Source organism: Paraeggerthella sp. Marseille-Q4926 (genome assembly GCF_916618935.1).
GTDB lineage: Bacteria > Actinomycetota > Coriobacteriia > Coriobacteriales > Eggerthellaceae > Paraeggerthella > Paraeggerthella hominis.
Genome location: NZ_CAKAKF010000001.1, coordinates 435,997 through 456,995, shown reverse-complemented (window position 1 = coordinate 456,995; position 20,999 = coordinate 435,997). Strand labels below are relative to the sequence as shown.

Annotated in this window: 15 protein-coding genes; 3 read left to right on the top strand and 12 right to left on the bottom strand. The window is 64.5% G+C overall.

From position 1 onward, the window contains the following. Positions 1-9 precede the first annotated feature (9 nt). The gene (locus LG373_RS01855) at positions 10-798 is read right to left on the bottom strand and encodes a rhomboid family intramembrane serine protease (protein ID WP_225748823.1); all 789 of its coding nucleotides are present in this window, start codon (positions 796-798) and stop codon (positions 10-12) included. Positions 799-1,176: 378 nt separating this feature from the next. Here LG373_RS01855 and LG373_RS01850 point away from each other — a divergent pair, with 378 nt between their 5' ends. The 3 genes from LG373_RS01850 to LG373_RS01840 are packed head-to-tail and all read left to right on the top strand — an operon-like array spanning position 1,177 to position 4,443. After that, the gene (locus tag LG373_RS01850) at positions 1,177-1,986 is read left to right on the top strand and encodes an ABC transporter ATP-binding protein (RefSeq protein ID WP_225748822.1); all 810 of its coding nucleotides are present in this window, start codon (positions 1,177-1,179) and stop codon (positions 1,984-1,986) included. Between the two features lie 7 nt (positions 1,987-1,993). Beyond that, a complete protein-coding gene (locus LG373_RS01845; protein ID WP_225748821.1) occupies positions 1,994-4,051 on the top strand; it encodes an FtsX-like permease family protein in 2,058 nt (685 codons plus the stop codon). Next, on the top strand, positions 3,943-4,443 hold the full coding sequence (locus LG373_RS01840) for an FtsX-like permease family protein (RefSeq protein WP_225748820.1): 501 nt from the start codon (positions 3,943-3,945) through the stop codon (positions 4,441-4,443). Before LG373_RS01845 ends, LG373_RS01840 begins: the two co-directional genes overlap by 109 nt. Positions 4,444-4,529: 86 nt before the next feature. Here the strand turns inward: LG373_RS01840 and LG373_RS01835 are convergent, their stop codons facing one another. The 11 genes from LG373_RS01835 to LG373_RS01785 form a co-directional block, all read right to left on the bottom strand. Beyond that, positions 4,530-8,492 carry an acyl-CoA dehydratase activase gene (locus tag LG373_RS01835; protein WP_225748819.1) on the bottom strand — a complete coding sequence of 1,321 codons (3,963 nt, stop codon included), beginning with the start codon at positions 8,490-8,492 and terminating at the stop codon, positions 4,530-4,532. Positions 8,493-8,501: 9 nt separating this feature from the next. After that, a complete protein-coding gene (locus tag LG373_RS01830; protein WP_114566820.1) occupies positions 8,502-8,711 on the bottom strand; it encodes a nitrate ABC transporter ATPase in 210 nt (69 codons plus the stop codon). Beyond that, positions 8,708-9,307: an ATP-binding cassette domain-containing protein gene (locus tag LG373_RS01825; RefSeq protein WP_216528868.1), complete on the bottom strand. Its 600-nt coding sequence runs from the start codon at positions 9,305-9,307 to the stop codon at positions 8,708-8,710. Before LG373_RS01825 ends, LG373_RS01830 begins: the two co-directional genes overlap by 4 nt. Beyond that, on the bottom strand, positions 9,295-10,542 hold the full coding sequence (locus LG373_RS01820) for an ABC transporter permease subunit (protein WP_225748818.1): 1,248 nt from the start codon (positions 10,540-10,542) through the stop codon (positions 9,295-9,297). The genes LG373_RS01825 and LG373_RS01820 overlap by 13 nt, the downstream gene beginning before the upstream one ends. A gap of 3 nt (positions 10,543-10,545) precedes the next feature. Continuing rightward, the gene (locus LG373_RS01815) at positions 10,546-11,658 is read right to left on the bottom strand and encodes a Tat pathway signal sequence (protein WP_225748817.1); all 1,113 of its coding nucleotides are present in this window, start codon (positions 11,656-11,658) and stop codon (positions 10,546-10,548) included. A gap of 95 nt (positions 11,659-11,753) precedes the next feature. Continuing rightward, positions 11,754-15,683 carry an MBG domain-containing protein gene (locus LG373_RS01810; RefSeq protein WP_225748816.1) on the bottom strand — a complete coding sequence of 1,310 codons (3,930 nt, stop codon included), beginning with the start codon at positions 15,681-15,683 and terminating at the stop codon, positions 11,754-11,756. A gap of 152 nt (positions 15,684-15,835) precedes the next feature. Further along, entirely contained in the window at positions 15,836-16,468 is a 633-nt protein-coding gene (locus LG373_RS01805) for a twin-arginine translocation signal domain-containing protein (RefSeq protein WP_225748815.1), read from the bottom strand. A gap of 386 nt (positions 16,469-16,854) precedes the next feature. Then, entirely contained in the window at positions 16,855-17,514 is a 660-nt protein-coding gene (locus tag LG373_RS01800) for a Crp/Fnr family transcriptional regulator (RefSeq protein WP_114566814.1), read from the bottom strand. 465 nt (positions 17,515-17,979) lie between these two features. Next, a complete protein-coding gene (locus tag LG373_RS01795) occupies positions 17,980-19,569 on the bottom strand; it encodes an ABC transporter ATP-binding protein (RefSeq protein WP_225748814.1) in 1,590 nt (529 codons plus the stop codon). After that, complete coding sequence (locus LG373_RS01790) at positions 19,566-20,300, bottom strand: energy-coupling factor transporter transmembrane component T (protein ID WP_225748813.1); 735 nt, start codon at positions 20,298-20,300, stop codon at positions 19,566-19,568. The genes LG373_RS01795 and LG373_RS01790 overlap by 4 nt, the downstream gene beginning before the upstream one ends. A 49-nt stretch (positions 20,301-20,349) precedes the next feature. Further along, entirely contained in the window at positions 20,350-20,961 is a 612-nt protein-coding gene (locus tag LG373_RS01785; protein WP_114566811.1) for an MptD family putative ECF transporter S component, read from the bottom strand. Positions 20,962-20,999: the final 38 nt, after the last annotated feature.

Genomic DNA, 20,999 nt, shown 5'->3' with positions numbered 1-20,999 from the left:
GTGCGCGCCCTACAGGGAAAGCAGCCCCTGCGATGCCAGCAGCCAAACCAGCGAAGCCACCCACAGAACCCCCACGGCCACCCGCGCGACGGTGGGCACGCGCAGGCTTTTCGCCGGCACCATGAACATGGCCACCAGGCCGCCCAGCGCGCCGCCCAAGTGCCCGCTCACGGAGATTCCCGGCACCAAGAACGTGTACGCGACGTTCACCGCGATGATGCCCAGCATGCCCTTGCTGTACTGCGCGAACATCGAGCGATTCCCCTTGTGCAGCAAACCCAGCAGGGCTACGGCCACGAACAGGCCGAACACGCTGGTAGAAGCGCCGGCGCTCACCGTCGAGCCACCGCCTAGGAACACGTCGGCGGCGTAGGACACCGCGTTGCCCGTGATGCCGCCGATGAAGTACAGCGCCAGGAAGTTCCCTTTGCCCAGCACGCGTTCGAGCACTTCGCCCACGCTGTAGAGCGCAACCATGTTGAACCCCAGGTGCATGAGGTCCATGTGCAAGAACATCGGCGTCACGAACCGGTACAGGTCGGCCGCCGACTGCATCCACGGCGCGTACATGGCGCCCATCTGCACGAGCACCGACGTCGACACGTTCACGCGGAACCCCGAAAGCACCGCCTCCACCGCGAACACGATCACGTTGAGGGCGATCAGGATAAGCGTGACCATGCGAAACCGGTTTCGCTCGAAAAAGGACGGCTCGCTTTGATTGAGCATCCGCTTCAACTGCTCGTCGTCGATCACGGTTTTGGTCGGGTTCGGCACGTTGTTCTGGTTTTCCGGCACTGGCTGCTCCTCGCATGCGGCAATTCGATCATGGTTCAGGGGAAATCCTACCACGTCGCTTGCGCGACAACGCAGCCTTCGCGTTTCCGTTGAGGCAAAAACACGGTTTCACCGCTGCGCGCCGCGCGCGGTCCCCGCCCGACCCGCGCCGCCTCCCCGGCACGCGACGAAGCCCGCTCGATCCTCACCGCCTTCCGAGCGCGCGGCCCGCAACCCGCCCGACCCGCGCAGCCCTCCACCGCGCCGCAGAGCCCTCCTCGGCCGAGCAAGGCGCTGCGCGCGCCCGTATTCCCCCTTGTCGTTGTGTTTCCCTCTCCGTTGTGGTAAATGTTAGCCTTAGTAAACTTATAAGCCGCTCACGCGGGGAAACGAGAACCCATGTCCAACCAAGTAGCCTTCTTCCCCCCGAAGAAGCACGACCCCCACGAAAACCGCAAGGCGCAAGACGCCGACTCCGACGAACGCCGCGAACGCCCGGCGATCGACCCCGTCTTCCTGTCGGTCGACGGCCTTTGCAAGCACTACGGAGAAGGCGAAGCGCGCGCCACCGTGCTCTCGGACATTGCCACGACCATCGAACAGGGCGCCGTATGCGCGCTGCTCGGGCCTTCGGGCTCGGGAAAGTCCACGTTCCTCAACCTGGTAGGCGGGCTGGAGCCGGCCGACTCGGGCTCCATCCGCGTGGGAGGCGTTGAGCTGACCGGCCTTTCCGACAAGGAGCTTGGCGAGTACCGCCGACGCGAGCTGGGATTCGTGTTCCAGTTCTACAATCTGATCCCCGACCTGACCGTGCGCGAGAACATCGAGGTGTGCCGCCATCTCAGCGCAAGCCCGCTTCCCCTTGACGACCTGCTGCATTCGCTGGGGCTATGGGACCATCGCGGAAAGTTCCCGCGCCAAATATCGGGCGGGCAGCAGCAGCGTTGCGCGATCGGGCGCGCGCTCGTGAAAAACCCTCGCCTGCTGCTGTGCGACGAGCCGACGGGCGCGTTGGACTATCAAACCTCGAAAGAGATACTTGAGTTGATGGAACGGGTCAACCGCGACTACGGCTGCACCATCGTCATCGTCACGCACAACGACGCTATCAGGCACATGGCCCATCGCGTCCTGCGGCTGCGCGACGGGGTCCTGGCCGAAGACGCGCGCAACCAGCAGGTGCTCGCTGCGCGCGATCTGGAATGGTAGGCGCGCCATGGCAACCCCTCTTGTCCGCCGCCTTCCGCGCGAGCTCAGGCACAACTTCGGCAGGTACCTGGGCATCTTCCTGCTCATGACCATCTCCATCACGCTCGTGTCCGGCTTCCTTGCAGCAGCCAGCAGCATCGAGCGCATCACCGGCGGCATGCGCGACGCCTACGCCGTCGAAGACGGGCGCTTCACAACAAGCCGGGAAGCGCCCGCCGAAGCGCTTGCGGCCGTCGAGGACCTGGGCGCGTCCGTGCACGAGAACTTCAGCTACGACCTGCCGCTCGAGCGCGACGACGCACCGAGCGCCACGGTGCGCGTGCACCTCAACCGCAACGGCTTCAACGAGGCCGCCTACGCGCAGGGCGAAGCCCCGCAGGGAGCCGACGAGATCGCGCTCGATCGGACCTTCGCGGAGCATGCCCGCATCGAAACGGGCGATACGGTGCGCGTGGGCGGGCGGGATCTGACCGTGTCGGGCATCATGACGCTTCCCGACTACGCGGCTCTTTTCGAAAAGAACTCCGATTTCGTCATGAACACGCTCACGTTCGGCACCGCCGTTGTGGACCGAGCCGCGTTCGCGTCCTTCGAAGGCGCGAGCGTCTCCCACGTCTACTCCTTCCTGTTCGACGACCGCGCCTTGCCCCTGCCCGAGCGCATCGACGCCGAGCAGGACATCGCCGATGCGCTGGCCAGCCACGGAGCCCTGCTGACCGATCTGGTGGACGCCGCGTCGAACCAAGGGATCACCTACGCCGCCGAAGACGTGGCGGGCGATCAGGTCACCTGGGAGACCATGCTGTTTCTGCTCATCGTCATCATGGCGTTCGTATTCGTGGTGCTGACCTCGGCCGCCATCGACGAAGAGAGCGCCGTCATCGGCACGCTTCTGGCCTCGGGATACCGCAAACGCGAGCTAATCGCGCATTACCTGGCGCTACCTTGCTTGGTAGGCCTGGCGGCGGCCGTGGCGGGCAACGTACTGGGATACACCGTCATGGTCGACCCCATGAAAGGCCTGTACTACAACAGCTACAGCCTGCCGCCCTACGTTGCCGCCTGGAGCTGGCGCGCCTTCGGATTGACCACCGTCATCCCGTTTCTCCTGCTCATGGCAATCACGTCCGTCGGACTGGCGCGCAAGATGCGCTGCACGCCGCTCATGTTTCTACGGCGCGAAACGGCGAAGGCCGGCATGCGCGCAACCCTGAAGCTTCCCGAGCGCCTTGGCTTTTCGGCGCGGTTCAGGCTGCGCGTGTTCCTGCGCAACCTTTCGCACTTCACCACGCTGTTCGTGGGGATCGCGTTCGCCAGCATGCTGCTGTTGTTCGGGCTGTGCATGATGCCCACCATCGAGCACTACGCCGATTCCCTGCGCAACGATCTGGTGGCCGAGCACCAGTACCTGCTCAAGGCGCCGCTCGAAATCGACGCGACCGACGACGAGCGCGAGGCGTTCGCAGCCGCAACCGCGCTGGCCGCAACCGAGCAGTCCCAACTTGAAGCCATGGACCCGATCGAGCTTGCCGCGCTCGCGCAAAAAGCCTCGACGGTGCAGGAAGGAGCCCACCCCGTCAACGTGAAGTCGAACGACCGCAGCGTCATCGAGCAGGCCGAGAAGTTCGCCGCAGGGCGCCTGGAAACCGCCCGCTTGGCACAGGGGAACGAAGAGGTCGTCGTGTACGGCATCGCGGAAGGATCCCGCTACTGGAACGACGTCGACGTCGGCGAGGGAAAGGTGGCCGTAGGACGCGGATTGGCGCAGAAATGCGGGCTGAAACCCGGAGAGCCGCAAACATTCTCGAACAAGTTCGACGGCGCAGCCTACGAGCTGACCCCCAGCTCGCTTTGGGGCAGCTCCTCGTGCATGGCGGTGTTCTTGAGCATCGAGGACTTCAACGAGCTGTTCGGCAACGATGCCGGCTATTTCAACGGATACGTGTCGAACGATACGTGTCGAACGAAAGCCTCAACCTGGACGAACGCTATCTGGCAAGCGATCTTGCCCCTGCCGACATGGACAAGATCAGCGCCCAGATGCAAGACTCGATGGGCCATGTGATGGACATGATGACGGCAGCGGCCACGCTTGTCTACCTGGTGCTCATGTACCTGCTCACGAAAACGGTACTGGATCGAAGCGCGCGCAGCATTTCGTACATGAAGGTGTTCGGCTACCGAAACCGCGAGATCAACAAGCTGTACCTGCATTCCATCACAACCGTGGTGATCGCCTCGCTCCTTGCATCCCTGCCCCTGGTTGTCCTGGGTATATCGACGCTGATCAGAGCTGCCCTCGCGGGATACGGGGGCAACATGGAGGCGTACGCGCCCGCCGACCGCCTGGCGCTTATCGCGGCAATCGGCGTTGCCACGTACGCCGTCGTGGCGTTTCTGCACACCAGGCGCATCAAGCGCGTCCCGCTTGCCCTGGCGCTCAAAGCGCAGGAGTAAGCCCCGACCGGCGGCGGGGCCTGGATCCCGCCGCCGGTCGCAGGACTGCGGTCAGCCCGGGAAGCCGCGCGTTTCGCAGCCGCTCCTCACACGTAGTAGAGAAACGACCGCAAGCGCTCGTCGATGCCCTGGTCGAGCGCGCCGTCGAACGACACGTGCAGCACGGGAGCCGCAAGGTCGTCGGCATCGTCGAGCAGCTTGAGCACGATGCCGGTGTTCTCGTACATCGACGACACCGCTATCACGCCGTCCGCCTCGCGCGCCGCCAAGCGCGCCTTAGCCGCTCGGTACCTTCCGTTCGCGCCCCGATAGCCCCCCAGCGCCTCGTCAGCCGCAATCCGCAGGTCGTCCAAGCTGGCGCAAAACGGCGAGGCGCAGCCCAACGAACGGTGCACTTCGGCCATCTGCGCGGCGAAGGCCGCCAGCAGCTCGTCGGGCTGACGCGCATCGCGCCACAGAAACCACAGGTACTCGGACAGCGGCATGCGCACCAGGCGATATCCCGCGCGTTCAAGGCCCTCCCAGCGTCCGCCCGTCAGCTGGTCGGCGTACACCAAGGGCCACTCGCCCACCAGCGCAAGCGTTTTGCGGGCGCGGCGCGAACCCCCTTCGGCCGCATCCCCCGCTCGACGGGCCGCGGCGCATACGCGCTCGAACGTCACGCCATCGCACAGGAACCCGTCCAGCACCTCTTGACGATCGTCCTGGTCGGCCGCGTAGGCTACGTCGCCGGCCAAAAGATGCAGGAAGAAGCCCTCGGGATCGGGCATCGACCAAGGCAGCTGATCGAGGATCGGCGCAACCAGCTTCGCGTCGGCCGCCCCTTCCTCGTCCAAGACGGCGCGGATCACGCGGTCGTACTGCCCGTCGGCCTCGGCGCCTTCCGTCGAAGGCAGCAGCAGCTGCAAGCCGCTCGCACCGGCACGTTCCGCCGAGGCTTTCGCAGCCGCCCGCAACGACATCCCCAGCAGCGCCGTGAACGACAGGTACTCCTTCGAAGCGCTACGCGCACGTCCGGCGGCCACAGCCGCGTCGTCGGGTTCCAGCAATTCCACGCGCAGGCCGCGCCCCTCCAACCAGCCGCCCACCAAGGGCCCCCACGCCCCGAACGACGGCAGCGCCACAACCCGCTGCGCGTCGAGCGTCGCGTGCGGCGCCTCGTGCGGACGGCCCGCCAGGGGCAGCGCGCGCTCGTCGCGCGGCTCGTAGTGGTCGATCGCGTTCAAAAACGCCTCGATGCGCGTCACGACCCCCACCTGCGAAGAATGCTCGTCGGTCTCGATATGCAGGTAGGGCTTGTCGCCCATCTCCTCGCGAAACAGGTGGCTCACCATGGTGTCCGGGCCGCACCCGTGATTGGTCAGGTACACCGCGAACAGGCGCGGATCGCGGCGCACCAGCTTCGCGCCCGACACGATATGCTGCCCGAACGGCCAGTACAGCCCCGGATGATCCTGCGACACGTCCACATCATGCGCATGCAGGTGGCTCACCGTGATCACCTTCCGGCCACGGTCCAGGAGCGCATCGGGAATGCCCATGTTGAGCGCCGGATCGACAATGCCGTAGTTGCGGGTGATCAGCACGAGCACGCGCTCGTCGGGGCCGAGCGAACCCAGCAGCTGCTCTCCCAGCTCTTCGGTCTTACGCGTGAACTCCTGCACCGCGAAACCGCCCGCCAGCATGGCGCGGGCGGTTTCACGCGGCTCCTTTCCCAGCTGCGCGCCCACGCCCAGCAGCGCTTCGGCAACGGCCTGCTGCCCGAAATCCATGTCCAGTACCGGGCTCAAAAGGCGAATGCCGCGGCCCTCGAAGTCAAGCTCCTTGGCCGCCAGCATCGGCGCCGACTGCATGTAGGGGCACGCGTAGTTGTGCGCAACCTTGGAAGAGACGTGGCGAATCGTGCGCACCGCCGGCATGAACACGTAGTCCACGCCGCGCCGCGCCAACTGCTCCAGATGACCGTGGACGAGCTTCACGGGATAGCATGTCTCACCTTGAGCCGTCTGCTGGGAGAGGCGCACCGTTTCCTCGTCGGTCGCATCGGACAGCAGCACGTTGTAGCCCAACTGCTTGAAGAACGCGTTTGCCAGGGGAAACAGCTTGTGCAGCATAAGGCAGCGCGGAATGCCCACCGTTTGCTTGGACGGATCGATGCGGGCGTCGTACCCCTCCAAGAACAACTCGTCGACCTTGCGAAAGAACCGACGATTCTCCTCGACGGACGCGCGGTCGACGGCCCTCGAAGCCTGCTGCGCGCGCGTCAGGTCGAACCCGCGAAACGCCGTGGCCTCCGCCCCGGCCTCCTGCGCGAGCAAGGCCGCGCCCACCGCGCCCGACACGGCAAACCACGGCGACACCGAAAGGGCGTCGCCCAGGTGCGCCTTGAACGCGGCCACGATGCCGGGGTTGTAGGCCACGCCGCCCTGCAGCACCACATGGGCGCCCACCGGCTTGGTTCCCACCACGCGATGCAGGTAGTTGCGCACCACCGACAAGCACAGGCCCGCCGCCACATCGGCCGTCGACGCGCCTTTCGCCAAAGCCGCGTTGATGGCTGTTTCCACGAACACCGTACAGCGTTCCCCCAGGTCAATAGGTGCCTTCGAGGACAGCGCCAGCGGCCCGTAGTCGGCAAGCTCGATGCCCAGGCGCGCAGCCTGCTCCTCGACGAACGACCCGGTGCCCGCCGCGCATATCTTGTTCATTTGGAAATCGGCCACCCGCCCGTCCTTCAAGCTGACGTACTTGGAGTCCTGGCCCCCTATCTCGAACACGGTGTCGACCCGCGCGTCGGCAGCCACGGCGGCGCGCGCTTGCGCAGTGATCTCATCGCGTACCGCATCGGCGCCAACCATCTTCCCGATCATGCTGCGCCCCGAACCCGTCACGCCCACGGCCGTCACGCGAACGGCGGAGCCCAGGCGCTTCGCAAGCGAGTCCAAGCCCTCGCGCACCGCCCGTCGCGCGTCGCCGCGCGTGCGCAGGTATTGCGCGTCCAGCAACGCGCCCCGTGCGTCCAGCAGCACCAGGTTCGTTGACGTGGACCCCACGTCGATTCCCAGCGCGCAGCCCACCGGCTCGCCCGTCGAAACCGACCAGGGCCGCGGGCGCAGCCGAAACCCGGGCCTCGCCTCGACCGGCACGGACGGCAGCGCGCGCAGCCGGGGCAGGTCGTCGACGACCGTATGCTCAGCCAACCGCACGGCAAGGTCGCCTATCGCAAGGGGGCGGCAGCCGTCTTTGCCGGAAAGCGTGCGCCCGCCTTGCGCCCGGGCCTCGCGCGCCGCGCCCGCCGCTTGGAAAAACAGATGGTCGGGCGCGTGCAAAAGCTCGCCTTCTCCAAGCTCGAACACCTCGCGCACCGCCCGAACCACCCCGCGGTTCGCCAAAACGCCGCCGGAAAGCGCCACCGGGCGCGCCACGGGCAGCCCGCGCACGATGGTGGCCTTGTAGCTTTTCACCATGGCGAAGCACAGACCCAGCAGAATGTCCTGAACCGACGCGCCCTCCTGCTGGTGATGGATGATGTCGGTTTTTGCGAACACCGCGCAGCGCCCGGAGATGCGCGGCACCGAAACCGCGCCCTCCACCAGATCCGAGTACTCCTCCAGGGCAAGCCCCAATCGCTCCATCTGGTCCTCGAAAAACGACCCCGTGCCCGCCGCGCAGCTTTCGTTCATGGCGAACTGAGGCACCTGCCCCGACCCGACGCCCGTAACGAACAGCGCCGACTGCCCGCCTATCTCGATGACCGAGCGCGCCTCGGGCGCCAGAAGCTGCGCGCCTTGGCACACCGCCGGCACTTCTTCCAGCATAAGGCAAGCGGGATCGATGCCCCGCAGCGCCGCCGCCCCCGATCCGGCGGCGGCCCAGCCCGCGCACTCGCCCTCCGGCAGCTTGGACGCCAAAACGGCCAGCATATCGCGCAGGCACGCGAGCGCGGCCCCGCGATGCAGGCGGCTTTCGCGCCACGCAAGCTCCTCGGCGTCCGTAAGCGCCACGAGTTTCACCGACGATGCGCCGATATCGATGCCAACGGTGTACATGCCCGCCCCCTATTCCCCCTTCGCGCGCACGCGATACCGCTCGTACTCGGCTAGAAACGCGCGCTCGTCCAGCTGGCGCACCTGCACCACGTCGGCAAACGTCACCAGGTCGGCTATAGGGTTGTCCAGCGAAAACGGAAACCCCTTCGACACCAGGAACTCCCCGAACAAAGGCTCGTCCAACACCGTCTGCTTCATGGTCTTCGTCGCGTCTATCATCGCGCAGCCCCCTTCGTTATATCGGCTAACATGATTTTTCGGGCGCCCAGAAGCGCCACGTCCTCGTCGCTGTGCGTTGACGCCAAAAGCGTGCGTCCGCGCCGCTCGGCCAGCAAGAACTCGATGACCGCGCGCTTGGTTTGCCCATCGAGCCCGGTGAACGGCTCGTCCAGCACGATTGCGCTGCCGGGATAGGCAACCGCCCTTGCCAGCGAAACGCGTCGGCGCATGCCGCCCGAAAGCTGCATCACCGGGCGCTTCAGGCAATCCGCGGGAAGGATCTTCTCCAGCATGCAGCGGATCTGGCGTCGGCTGGCCCGCGCGGGCAACACCAACGCCACGTTCTCCACGGCCGTCAGCGTCTCGCACAGGCGGTCCTCCTGAAACATCGCCGAAACCGCGCCGGAAGGCGCGCCCTCGATGCGCCCCGCGTCGGCGCGCTCAAGGCCCAGAAGCACGCGCAGCAAGGTGGTCTTGCCCGCGCCCGAAGGCCCCATCAGGCAGTACACGCCGCCTTCGGAAAGCGTGCACGTCACGCCCGCCAGCACGCGCGCGTCTCCGAACGACTTGTCCACGCGCTCCATCACGATGTCCATGCGGCATCGCCCTTTCCCGCGTCGCTCGCGCCGCCCTCGTCGCGCCGCCCTCGTCGGGCGCGCCCTTCGCGCTCGTCGTCGCGCACGCCCAAAAAGCCGCCCAGCGGACGTCCGGCGCGCTTCAGCAGCGCCATGAACGCCTTCTCGAACGCCAAGCTCAGCACCATGACCATCACCGTCCACGCGAACAGATCGGGCGTGTCCAGGTACGTGCGCGCCAGGCTCATCTCTTTGCCGATAGAGGGCTTGGGCACGGCCAGAACCTCGGCCATGATGCCGCTTTTCCAGCTCATTCCCAGCGATATGCGGGAACTTGCCACCAGAAACGGCATGAACGCAGGGCGGTACACGTACATGAACGTGCGCCATCTGGTCAGCTTGAACACCCGCGCCATCTCCAGCAGGTGCCGGTCCACGCTCTCGAACCCGGCAAGCGTGGACGTGTAGACCAGCGGCAGCACGATCAAGAACGCCAGGTACACGGTCAACGCCTGGTTGCCCACCCAGATAAGCAGCATGATGATGAACGAGATAACGGGAATGGTGCGCAGAAGCGACATCACGGGATCGATGAAGTCGCGTACGATGGCCACACGGTACGCCAATAAAGCCAACAGCAGCCCTACGGAAAACGACAGGAGAAACCCTGCGGCGATACGCGCCGTGGAAGCTCCGCAGATCAGCCAGAAGTCGGGCTTCGCCACCTGCTCCGCCAACGCCTCTAGCACCCGAACAGGACCGGCCAGAACCAGGCGGTTGTCCACCGCCCGATCGAGCACTTCCCATACGACCAGCCAGAACAGCACGATCAGCGCCTTTTTCGCCCCTGCGATGCGCCTTGACGCGCCTCGGGCGGCAACGACGCGCTCCCGCCCGGCGCGTTCCTCCTCCAAAACAAGCTGCGCTTCCTCGTCGTCCATGAGGCTTTGCGCCTGCATGACGCGCACCACCTGCCGGTAAGAAACGCCCATGGAGGTCATCATCTGCATGATCTGATCTCTACCGACGCCGCGGGACACGGCCGTTCTCATCATGAAGCCCATCTGGGCGTCGTCCATGCCGTTTTCCCTGACCATCTGAATAACCTGCGCAACCTTGTCCTCGGGCATACCCAGCTTCTGCGCTATCTGAGCCACCTGCATGCGCGGGGCCTCGCCCGTATCACGCGTTTCGCGCGCCCGCCCGATGCGCACGCCCAGCCGCCTCAGCAGCTCTTTCGCTCGCCGTTCGCCCATAGCCTACGCGCCCGCGCTGCCCGCATCGTCAAGCTGGCCCACGGGAGGCAGGTAGTAGAACCCGTCGTCTGGAACCTTGCCGCCAATCGAGTCGGGGTTCGAGCGGTACAGCTCCTCGAGAAAGCCCGAAAGCGCCGTGCGCATGTCGGTTCCCGTCAAGCTCACCATGCTGATCTGGGGCATAGCGTCCAGCGCCACGGCGTTGTTCAGAAACGTCCCCAGCTCCTCTTGCAGAGCGGCCGCGGCCGACATGTTCTCGAGCGACCACGCCACCGATTGTCCCGCCATCCGCAGGTACTCGATCACGGCTTGCTCGTGCTCTTCGAGAAACTTCCGATTCACGATCGTGGTCGTGGTAACGGCCTGGCTCCCCGTGTCGGCAAACGCCGCATCCCATTCCTTGGTGATGTCGATAGGCGCGTACAGGGGGTCCACCATGAGCTTCGAAAGCGACACGAACGGCTGCGGAAGGATGGCCGCGCAGTTCGGTTCGTCCTGCAAAAGGTTCAGCACTTCGAACGGCGACGACTTGAACTCAAGGTTGAACGACCCCGCCTTGCCCATCTTGCCCAGCAACGCCTCGATCGTGTACTCGGGCGTGCCGCCTTCGCCGTAGCTGTACACCGTGCGACCCGCAAGGTCGTCCACGGCAGCCACCGACGGATCGGTGGTGATGCCGTAGAGCACGCCCAGGTTGTTGACGCTTATTACCTGGTAGTCGTTCTTCAGCTCCTTGTTGTTGTACAGGATGGGGCCGATATTGGACGGCAGCGTGCACATATCGTAGCTGCCCTGGTTGAACGCGGCGGAAAGGCCCACGTAGTCCACGCCGCTCAGTTCGAACTGGAAGTCGTTGAACGTCTTGCCGGCTCGCGCCGCCACGATGAACTGCGAAAGGCCCATGGATGGCGGGCCCATGATCAAGCCGACGCGCGCAGTGCACGCATCGGGACTGCCCATGAGCTCGCGGCTTTCGGGCTGCGCAACCAGGTCGACCGCGCCGAGCGCCGCATCGCCTTGATCGGGGCCGCTCGACGAACAGCCCGCCAAACCCACGGCCGCCGTTGCTACTGCCGTGCTCGCAAACGCGCAGAACGCGCGTCTTGTCAGATTCATGCCTACCTCGTTTCCGGGTCGTTCCTTCAAATAAAGAGCTGCGAACCCGTCCGCACGACGCGACTGGCGGACGGGCTCGAATTCAGTCGTGCACGCTAGAAGCGGGCCTTAGCCTTCGAAGGCACGCGCTTCCTGCGGTAGGCGAACGTGCCCGCCGCCGCTCCGGCCACGGCCAACGTGGCCAGCGCGCCCAAACCAATCGCAAGAGCCGGATCGCCGGTCGAAGCGCTGTCGGCTTCGGCTTGCGCCGGGTTCGACTTCGTCGCAACGCCCTTGGACTTGGCGCGCGCAGCCTTGTCCTCGGCCGCAGCCAGAGCTTCGGCGGTGGCCTTTTCAGCATTGGCCGCCGCATCGCCCGACGCCGAGCCGTTCATCACGGCCAGGGCCGCAGCGGGAATCGAGCCGCCGCCCGAAGCGGGCACGCCGGAGAGGTTCATTTGGAACGTAGCCGGATACGTATGGTTGCGCTCGCCGCCGAAGATGGATCCGCCGATAGCCATGGCCATATCCCCGATGGTAACGTCCACCGTGCACGATCGCGAGACCACCGAAGCGGCGTCTTCCAGCACGCCCAGGTCGACCGTGATCGAAGACAGGCCGCCGCCGTTCGAGCTGGAGTCCACGATACGCAAGCCGCTGATGGCGTTCACCGTCATGATCCTCGACTGAATGACGATGGGAACCTGCACCGCAGCGCGCCCGGCAGCATCGACGGTCAGGACGGCGTTGCGCGCCACCGGGTTCATGGGCGGGAAATCCCCGCTGGTCAGATGCGGATTCAACGGAAGCCCCGTATCTTGCCTGCTCAGCCAGATATTGGCGGACACCGTGTAGGTGCCGGCAGCCAGCGTGCCGCGCCGAACGTCCCCGCTGCTGGCAGCGTTGCCCGAGCCGCTGCTCGCGCTGCCGGAGCCGCCCGCGCTTGCGGATCCGCCGCCATTGCCGGAGGATTCCCCAGCAGAGCCCGCCCCGCCGGAACCGCCTCCTGCAGAGCCTCCGTTGTCGCCCGGAACGGCCAGGTCAGTGCTGTCGGACAGCTTCACGGCGCTGGCGTAGTCCACGGCCAGCGACAGGCCCCACGTTTTATCCAGGCGCAAGGGAGCTGCATACACGTGGCTCCCGGGAAACGTCAAGACGGGATCGTCGCCGTCCAGCTTGACAACGGCTTTGACGATGCGGCCCTGTGCGTTGGCGCCGTACGGCTTGCCGTCGCGCTCGATGCCGAGCACCTGCGCGCCGCTCGCCGGCGTTCCGAAATCGATCAGGGTGAACGCCGGATTCGGCAGCTCCAGTTCGAGCAGCTTCGTACCGTCCTCCTTGACCACGAGCTTCGCGTTGTCGGACATCGGGTCGGTGGGAATCCCGAAGTTCGGGCTTCCCTCGGGCTCCATTGGATTCTTGGGATTGGTCATGTAGGCCGTCAGATGCAAAATGTCGTTTTCAGACGAGGGGACGAACAGGTTCGCCGTCACCGCGTACGTGCCGGGCGCAAGCGCCGGAGCCTGCGCTTCGGCAACCGTCAGCACGCCGCTGCGGTAGGAAAACGCGTAGTTCGCAGCCGCGCCGCCCACAGGCGTCAGGCTGTACGCTACACCCGCTTCCAAAGACGTCGGGGCGGAAACCGTCGGGGCAGCGAAGCCCTTCGCCGAGGCCGCCGTCTCCCCGTTCACGAACCCGGACACGCCCACGGACAGTCGCGGAGCCTCGTTCGCAGCGACCGTTTCACTGCGGTACGCGGCGGTCAGCTGCGCTTTCCCGATGGTCCATGCAAGCGTCGCAGCGCCCTTCGACCCGTCCGCCCACGTATAGCCGTCCTCGAGCGTGACCAGCGCGGTATAGGAGCCGGCATCAACGGCCGAACCCGTCAGGGAAACGCGATAGCCTTCGCCCGGAGCGACGCCTGTTTGCTCCTGCCCGTTGTACACCAGGCCCTGGGCAGGGATCGGCTTCTCGATCTTCGCAGGAGCCTCGGCCACCGCCACGTAGTACGCCACGTTTTCCGAGTTCATCCAGTCCTTGTGCCCGTTCAGAAGGTACGCGCCGTTGAGCAGCCTGCCGTCCAGCCCGTCAAGGTTCGCAACGGCGTTGCCGTCAACGGGAAGGATGTCGAAGAACGCCGTGCCGCCACCGATAGCCGCGTCGACCTTGGTCGCGCTGGTCAGCTTGTCCGCCGTTCCTTCCACCAGATAGATCGCCACGTTCTTGCCGCTTACCGGAAGCGTGCCGCTCAAGCCGCAGTTGCCGTTGCCGGCCGTCGACACGAACCCGGCCGCCAGGGGCACTCGGTTGCTTCCCAAAGAGGTCATGTCGACATGGAGTCCCATCGCGTACAGGCCCTCGATGGCGGGATCGCCGAAGTCGGACGACTCTTTCACCAGCTCCAACGCCTGATCGACCGCGGCTCCGTCATGCGCGCGAGCGCCCACGACGCCCACGAACGGCAAGTACATGCCTTCGTACAAGCCCAGCAAGACGTCCTCTTTGTTCATGTCCGGCACGCCGCTGTTCACGGCTTCGTTGTTGCCGTTGGTCACCCATGTTGCCGACGTGCCCGAAGCGTCGTCGGCGTACGTGTACGACCGAAGCCACCGAGCGTTCGCCTCTCCCGGAGCCGAAGCCACCACGAACGATCCCAGCCGCGCGCTGTCGAACGTCAGGGAGCCGTCCGCCTGCGCAGCCGGAAGAGCAGTCAGGGATGCGCCCTTATGCAAGAACACCTCGGAACCGCTTTCGCCCGGCAGCGAAACGGAGAACCTCACCTTATCGTCAACCGCAATGTCCGCGTCGCCCGAAATCAGGCGCACGTCCAGCAAGCTGAAGTCGGGAGCCTTCTGATACTGCCGACCGAGCGCGGGCTTCACCGCCGAGCGGCGTCCTTCATCTTCGACGAGCTGCGCCGAAAGCTCGGCGGACTGGATCGATTCGAACGCCGACGAACCCTCCTCCACGTTTACCGTCACCGACACGCGCGCCTCGTCGTCGACGAACGTCTTCGAGAAATCTCCCTCGACAACGCGCACGGCGTTGGCAAGATCAACCGTCAAGTCCAGGTCGATGTTGAACGACTTTCTCAACGTGGTGGCGTACTCCGTGCAGCCCTGGAGCGTGTACGTTCCGCTCCAGTCCTTCAGCTCCACCGTAAGCGTGGAAATGCGCGACGTGATGCCGGCGCTAGCCAGATCGTCGTTGTACTGGCTGTCGTCGCTTTTCAGCTCGATGGGAACCCGCGTGGCCTCCACCACGGAAGCACTGGGGGAAGACCCTGCGGCTTGCACCGTGAACACGGGGTTGATCAGCGTGAACGTGAGCGTTCTAGTTCCGTCGGCCGCCACGACCAACGTGCTGCCGTTCGTCACGGCCGCAGCAGGAACGCCCATCTGGCCGCCGATTCCTTCAGGGTTCGCGGGATTGGTCGCATACCCGCGAATGCCCATCGGCGTCATCATGGACACGTTGGCGGAAACCGTATAGGTTCCTGCGACAAGCTCGGCGCTGCTCGCGCCCTGAGGAGCAACGTAGCCTTCGCCTTGCGCGCTGCCGAGCGCGGCCCGCGACGGTTCGGAGCCTTCGCCTTGCGGCCCCGCCTGCGCGCCGGTCCCGCTGCCTGCGACGACGGCAAGGCTCGCACCCCCTTCCCGGGATTCACCTTCCGCGCTTGTCGATGCCGGCTTTTCGACGGCGTCCGGCGCGCGCTCTGCAGAGGAAGACGCAGTCTCCTTCGCAGATGCGCTCCCGTCCGGCGAGTCAACCCGGTCGAGCGACCTGCGCGCCGCATCGTCCGCTTCCCCGCTGCGCTCCGAAAGCGGCGCCGCAGCCGCGTCTTCGCCCTCGCCGCCAGGGACGCTGCTTTCGGCAGCGTCGGCAGCCTCTGCGCTTTGCGCATGCGCCGGCGCGTCCGCCAGCCCGAGCGCAGATGCGTACGCAAAACCGGCCGGCGTCTGCGACAGAACCAACGCAGCGACCAAGAGCACGGCAAGAACGGCGCCCGCAAGCGAATCGCTTGCTCTGTTCACCTTGTTCTTCATGGTTTCATTCCTCGTTTCTGTTTCATGCAACGTGCAATCAACCGCGATGCAGGCCGTTCGCGCAGCGCCTCCAGCGCCAAGCGCACCTGTCACGGAACCTCGAAAAGCCGGCTGCCGCAGATGCAGCAGCCGGCTTCAGCGCATAGGGAACGTTACGCAGCGCCCAAATCGGCAACAAGATGCAGATCCCAAGTCTTGCGTCCCTTGTACAGGGGAAACGATGCGTACTCAGCCGAAGGGCTGAACGTCGCGGTCGCCGAGCCGCCGGCGAAGTTCGTCACGTCGAATGTCAGCGAGACAACGCGCTCGTCGTAAGGAGAAGACCACAGGAAGTTCGGCATGACCCACTTCCCCATCTTCTTCTCGGTGATGCGCACCAGGCCGTCTTGCGAGGCCGAAGCAATCTCCAATACGCCGAACGAGCTGTTCACAATGGGTACGGTCAAGAGCTTCGCACCGCCCTCGGCCACCACGAGCGTCGCATTGTTCGCAACGGGCGAAGTGGGCTTGTTGAAGGGCGGGTTTCCCGGATTCGTGACGTACGCGTTCTTGCCGATAGGCGAATCGCGCTTGTCCACGTACAAGTTCGCCGTCACCGTGTAAGTGCCCGGTGCCGCATAAGCGCCCGACAGCGGCACCGCACTTGCCGCAAACGCCTTGCTCGCGTTGATGTCCGGCAGCGCCACGCCCGCCGCCGCTGCGACAACGGCGGCACCTGCTGCCGCCTTGAGGAAGTCGCGGCGTGACAAGGACGCATCCTGCATGCCTTCGCGTATCTCGGTCATGTTGCCTATCCTTTCACTGAACTGGCTCTATCGCTTCGCGTTCGCAAGCGGGCGGCATGCGCTCCGCCCGCTCCACGGGGGACCTTCATGCGCGGTTGCCGTATTTAATTAGCCAAGGCTAACTTCAGGGTATTTTAAAAGCTGCAAGTTCTCGCCCTGCAGCTCCATCGCACCGCCCGGCCGGAACCATCCCTCGGCGCAGCACGTCAACCCTCGCCCACCTATTGTTGGCAGGCATTCGGCAATCCGCATGAGCGCAGTATACGCAGTGCGAAATCCCCTTGTCAGTGATCTATGTTACCTTTGTATAACTTTTTTTGAGAAGGCATGCCCGCCAAGAATGGGCAAGGCGATTTGCAGCCGACGAGCTGGGGCCGCCACCCCCTCTAGCGAGCTTGCCGCAGCACGCGAACCGTGCGACCGTCCACCTCGATGACGCCGTCATCCTGCATGACCTTGAGCTCGCGGATCAGCGACTTGTCCGCCACGCGCAGGCACGCCGCCCATTCCCTGCGTCCGAACGGAACGGTCACGCTCCCGTCCGCATTGCGCGGCAGCGTGTCCAGATACGCCAGAACGCGATCGGACAGGCGCGGCTCGCTCAAGACCGCAAGGCTGCGACTGAGGACCAGCACCTTCTTCGACATCTCGCTCATGAGGTTTCCATGCAAAGTCGATGCCCACGCATGGGAACAGGCGCGAAGCCCGGCAGCGGGAATGCACAGCAGCACCGTGTCCTCAAGCGCGCGAATGTCAACGGGACAGCGCCGCAAAGACGAAGCGACGGCCTCGGCAAACGAATCGCCTGGGCCGAATAGGGACACGATGCGGTCCAGCCCGCCCTGCGGCAAAGAAGCTTGCACGCGGCCGGACACGACCACCGGGTAGAAATCAAGCCCGTCGCCCGCTCGGCGCACCAAACTGCCGCCAGGATACCGGCGCAGCATGCCCTTCGCATCCGCAATCAAAGACGCACGCTCTTCCATCGGTATGCCGGCAAACACGGGAGACTCGCTCAAAGGTCGCACGTCAATCGGATCCGCCATCTTTCGCCCTCCTTCACCACACGTTCAGCTTGCCTCGCCCCCCATCCGTTCATCATGTCCATGCTCCATCATACCTCAATTGTTAGCTAAAGGTTACTATTTTCGAAACACGTCGAATCGCAGCCGAGCAACAAGGGGTTCCAGGATGCCAGCGAGCGCACCTTCCCGCCCGCAAAGCGGACTTGCGCGCGAAAAACCGCCCTCGCTGGCAGGTTTTGACGGTTTGCGGTCGTTTGATCCAACCGAGCGAACCAGCGCAAACGCACGGCGCAGCAGCCCAGCTTCGTGACCAGGCAAAACGAAAAGCAAGCGAAGCGACGCCCGAAACAACGCCCGACTCAACGACCCCTAAACGCAAAAACCTGCCAGCGAGGGCAGGTTTTTGCGCGCAAGTCATCTCTATCACTATCGGCCGCAGCAAAACTCGGTGCTCGTCGCACGACGCGCCGAATCTTCCGCGCCCGATCAAGCAGAGGCGCCACGAAACAGCAATGACCGAAGCCGAGCGACGTTTTGTCCAACCAGAAGAAAGTCGTCGGTCACTTCCCCGTCGCGCACGTGGATGATCCGATCGCACGCTCCCGCCAAAAACTCGAGATCATGGGAGATTACGAACACGAGCCGCCCCCGAGAAGCAAGGTCGCGCACGATATCGCACACGCTGCGCATGCTGTGGCCGTCAAGCCCGCTTGTCGGTTCGTCGAAAAGCAGAACGCGCGCGGGGCTCACAGCGGCGGATGCAATGGTCACGCGCTGCTTCTGCCCGCCCGAAAGCGCCATCGGATGAACGCCTCGCAGCGACGCCATCCCCAACCGCTCAAGCACGTCGCGCACCCGTTCGTCAAGGGTCCCGTCGTCCTCGTTGCCAAGGCGCAACTCGTCCTCGACGCTTTCGGTGAACAGTTGGTAATCCGCATCTTGCATGACGAAGTACATCGAGCGGGAGCGCGCCCGGCGACGAAGCATGCGCCCGTCAAGCTCTACAGTTCCGCGGCAGCGGCGCGAAAGACCGCAAAGGCAACGCGCGAGCGTGGTCTTTCCCGCCCCGTTGGGCCCGGTTATGCCGATAACCTCCGCCCGCTGCGCGCAGCGGGCGCCCGCATGCCCTCCTGCATCGAATTTTACGCCGCACAACACAGCGCGCTCGCCAAAAGACAGCCGCACGTCGCGCACGTGCAAAAGCGGCGACACGGGCACATCCGCCTGCACCCGCCGATCCGCAGATGCAGGCGCGGCGCCGTCATCGCCCGCCGCACGCCCCGCCCTGCCGTCCGCCGCTGCCGAATCAGCGCGCGCAGGCGCCACATCGTCAAGATCGAACAATCGAAGCCCACGACGCATCAGCTCGTCCCGCGAAAGGGAACGAGCCCGGGAGGGCGTCCATTGGTCCACGATCCTCCCATCCTCCATGAACACCACTCGATCGGCAAGCTCCATAAGGTAGTACAGGCGATGCTCAGACACCACGACGGTGCGCCCGCGCCTCTTCAGTTCCGCCAAAACGTCGGCCAACATGAGCGTAGCCCGAACGTCAAGATTGGCGGACGGCTCGTCAAGGACGAACAGGTTGGGCTCCATTGCGTACGTAGACGCAAGCGCCACCTTCTGCTTCTCGCCGCTTGAAAGATCGAAGATGCTCCGGTTCCTCAAATGCTCGATGGCGAAATCGGCGAAGGCACCCTCGACCTGCGATGCGATCCTGTCGGAAGGTAAGCCCAGGTTCTCGCAGCCAAACGCCACCTCGGACACCGTGTTCGTCGTAAAGAACTGCGATCGAGGATCCTGGAACACCGACCCTACCGTGGCGGCCAATTCGTACGTGGCAAGCTGGCGTACGTCCCTTCCCCCCACCAACACCTTGCCCGACAGGTTGCCCGGGAAGAAATGAGGGATCAAGCCGTTCATCAGCCGCGTAAGCGTGGTTTTTCCGCATCCGCTGCGTCCGGTGGCCAGCACGAACTCGCCTTCGCGAACCGATAGGGCAACATCGTGCAAGGCTGCGCCCTGCGCACCTTGATAGGAAAAGCTCACGTGCTCCATTTCAACGATGTTCATGAAATCATCCTGCTTTCGAAGCATGCTAGAAACGCAGCGCAACCCACCACCGCACCAAGGTACGCGAAATCCCTGAAACGCAGCCGCATCTCAAGCAGGGATCCCCTGACGCCCGGACGTTCGATACCGCGTACGCAAGCCGCGGCAGCAAGCTCCTCGGCCACCTTGACGAACCGCATCATAAGAGGAACCATAACGAACTCCATCATGGTCAAGGGAGCTTTGAGCACGTTGAGAACCGTCAAGGGAATGTTGCGTATCCTCATAGAGTCGCGCATGGCCCCCACTTCCTGCCCGATCGTGGGAAGGAAGCGAAGCGTCACGGCAAGCGTGATGGTAAGGGCGCGCGGCAGCCTGAGCCGTTCGAGCGCGTTCGCCAATTCGCTCGGGCTGACGCTTTTCGTCATCATGAAGTACACGCCGGCAAGGGGCGTGAACTTGAAGAATATGAAAACGGACATGCCCGCCGCAGCCGCAACCGCACCGGGAACGCTCGCAAGCAGAAGCGAAGCCGCCAGCAACGCGCCCGTAACGGCAATCAGCCTCGCGGCGCAGCCGTACAATCCGAAGAACAGCAGCGCGACGACCATGAACGCATCGCTGAGCAAGATTCCCCCGGTAGACCGCACCACGAACAGCAAAACACCGGCAATCGCAACGTGCACGAGCTTCACGCGCGGATCGATGTACCTGATGCAGGCGGGGCTCGCCAAGACGAAAGACTGACCCACCAAACGCTCCTATCTTCGGGATTCCGCAATCGCCCTTTTGGACGAGCGGCTACACCAAGCCGGCCTTTACGAAGTGCTTCCTCAGTATCTTGCGCCCGACAACCACTCCCGCCGCAGCGCCAACGACGCAAGCGATGACCGACGCGATTCCCAACCAGCTTTTCGCGGTACCGATCAGTTCGTTGAGGTACGTCATGTCAACGCCGGCAGCTCCGCCGGTCGCCTGCTGGATGTACCAATCGGTGAATACGTAGATAGGAGCGATGTCCCCTGCGTAGAATCCCAGCATGAGCACGACGTACGCAATCGCTATGCGCTTGAAGTCGCGATACGAGCCGGAATTGGCTATGGCCTCGGCAATCAGGCCGAATACGATCACGGTAATCAGCAGCGTCTGAGCCCCCATGAGCCCCAGGAGAACCCCCATGACCGCCGACGGAACGAGAAACGCCCCGAACGTGCGCACCTTCACCGCGACAAGCATGAAAAGCGGGCCGCTTGCGAACGCGAACACGGCCGGGTAGAACAGGTACACGACAGGGGTCACGCCGGTCACCATCATAAGAACCATGGCCAGGGCGAACATGACCGCCCCGAAAATGCCCATGAGGGCGAAGTCCTTGATTCCAAGTTTTTTCTTTTCCTGCGTCGCGCTCTCCATCGCATTCTCCTATCGTCGATACGCGGACGTGCCGCTTG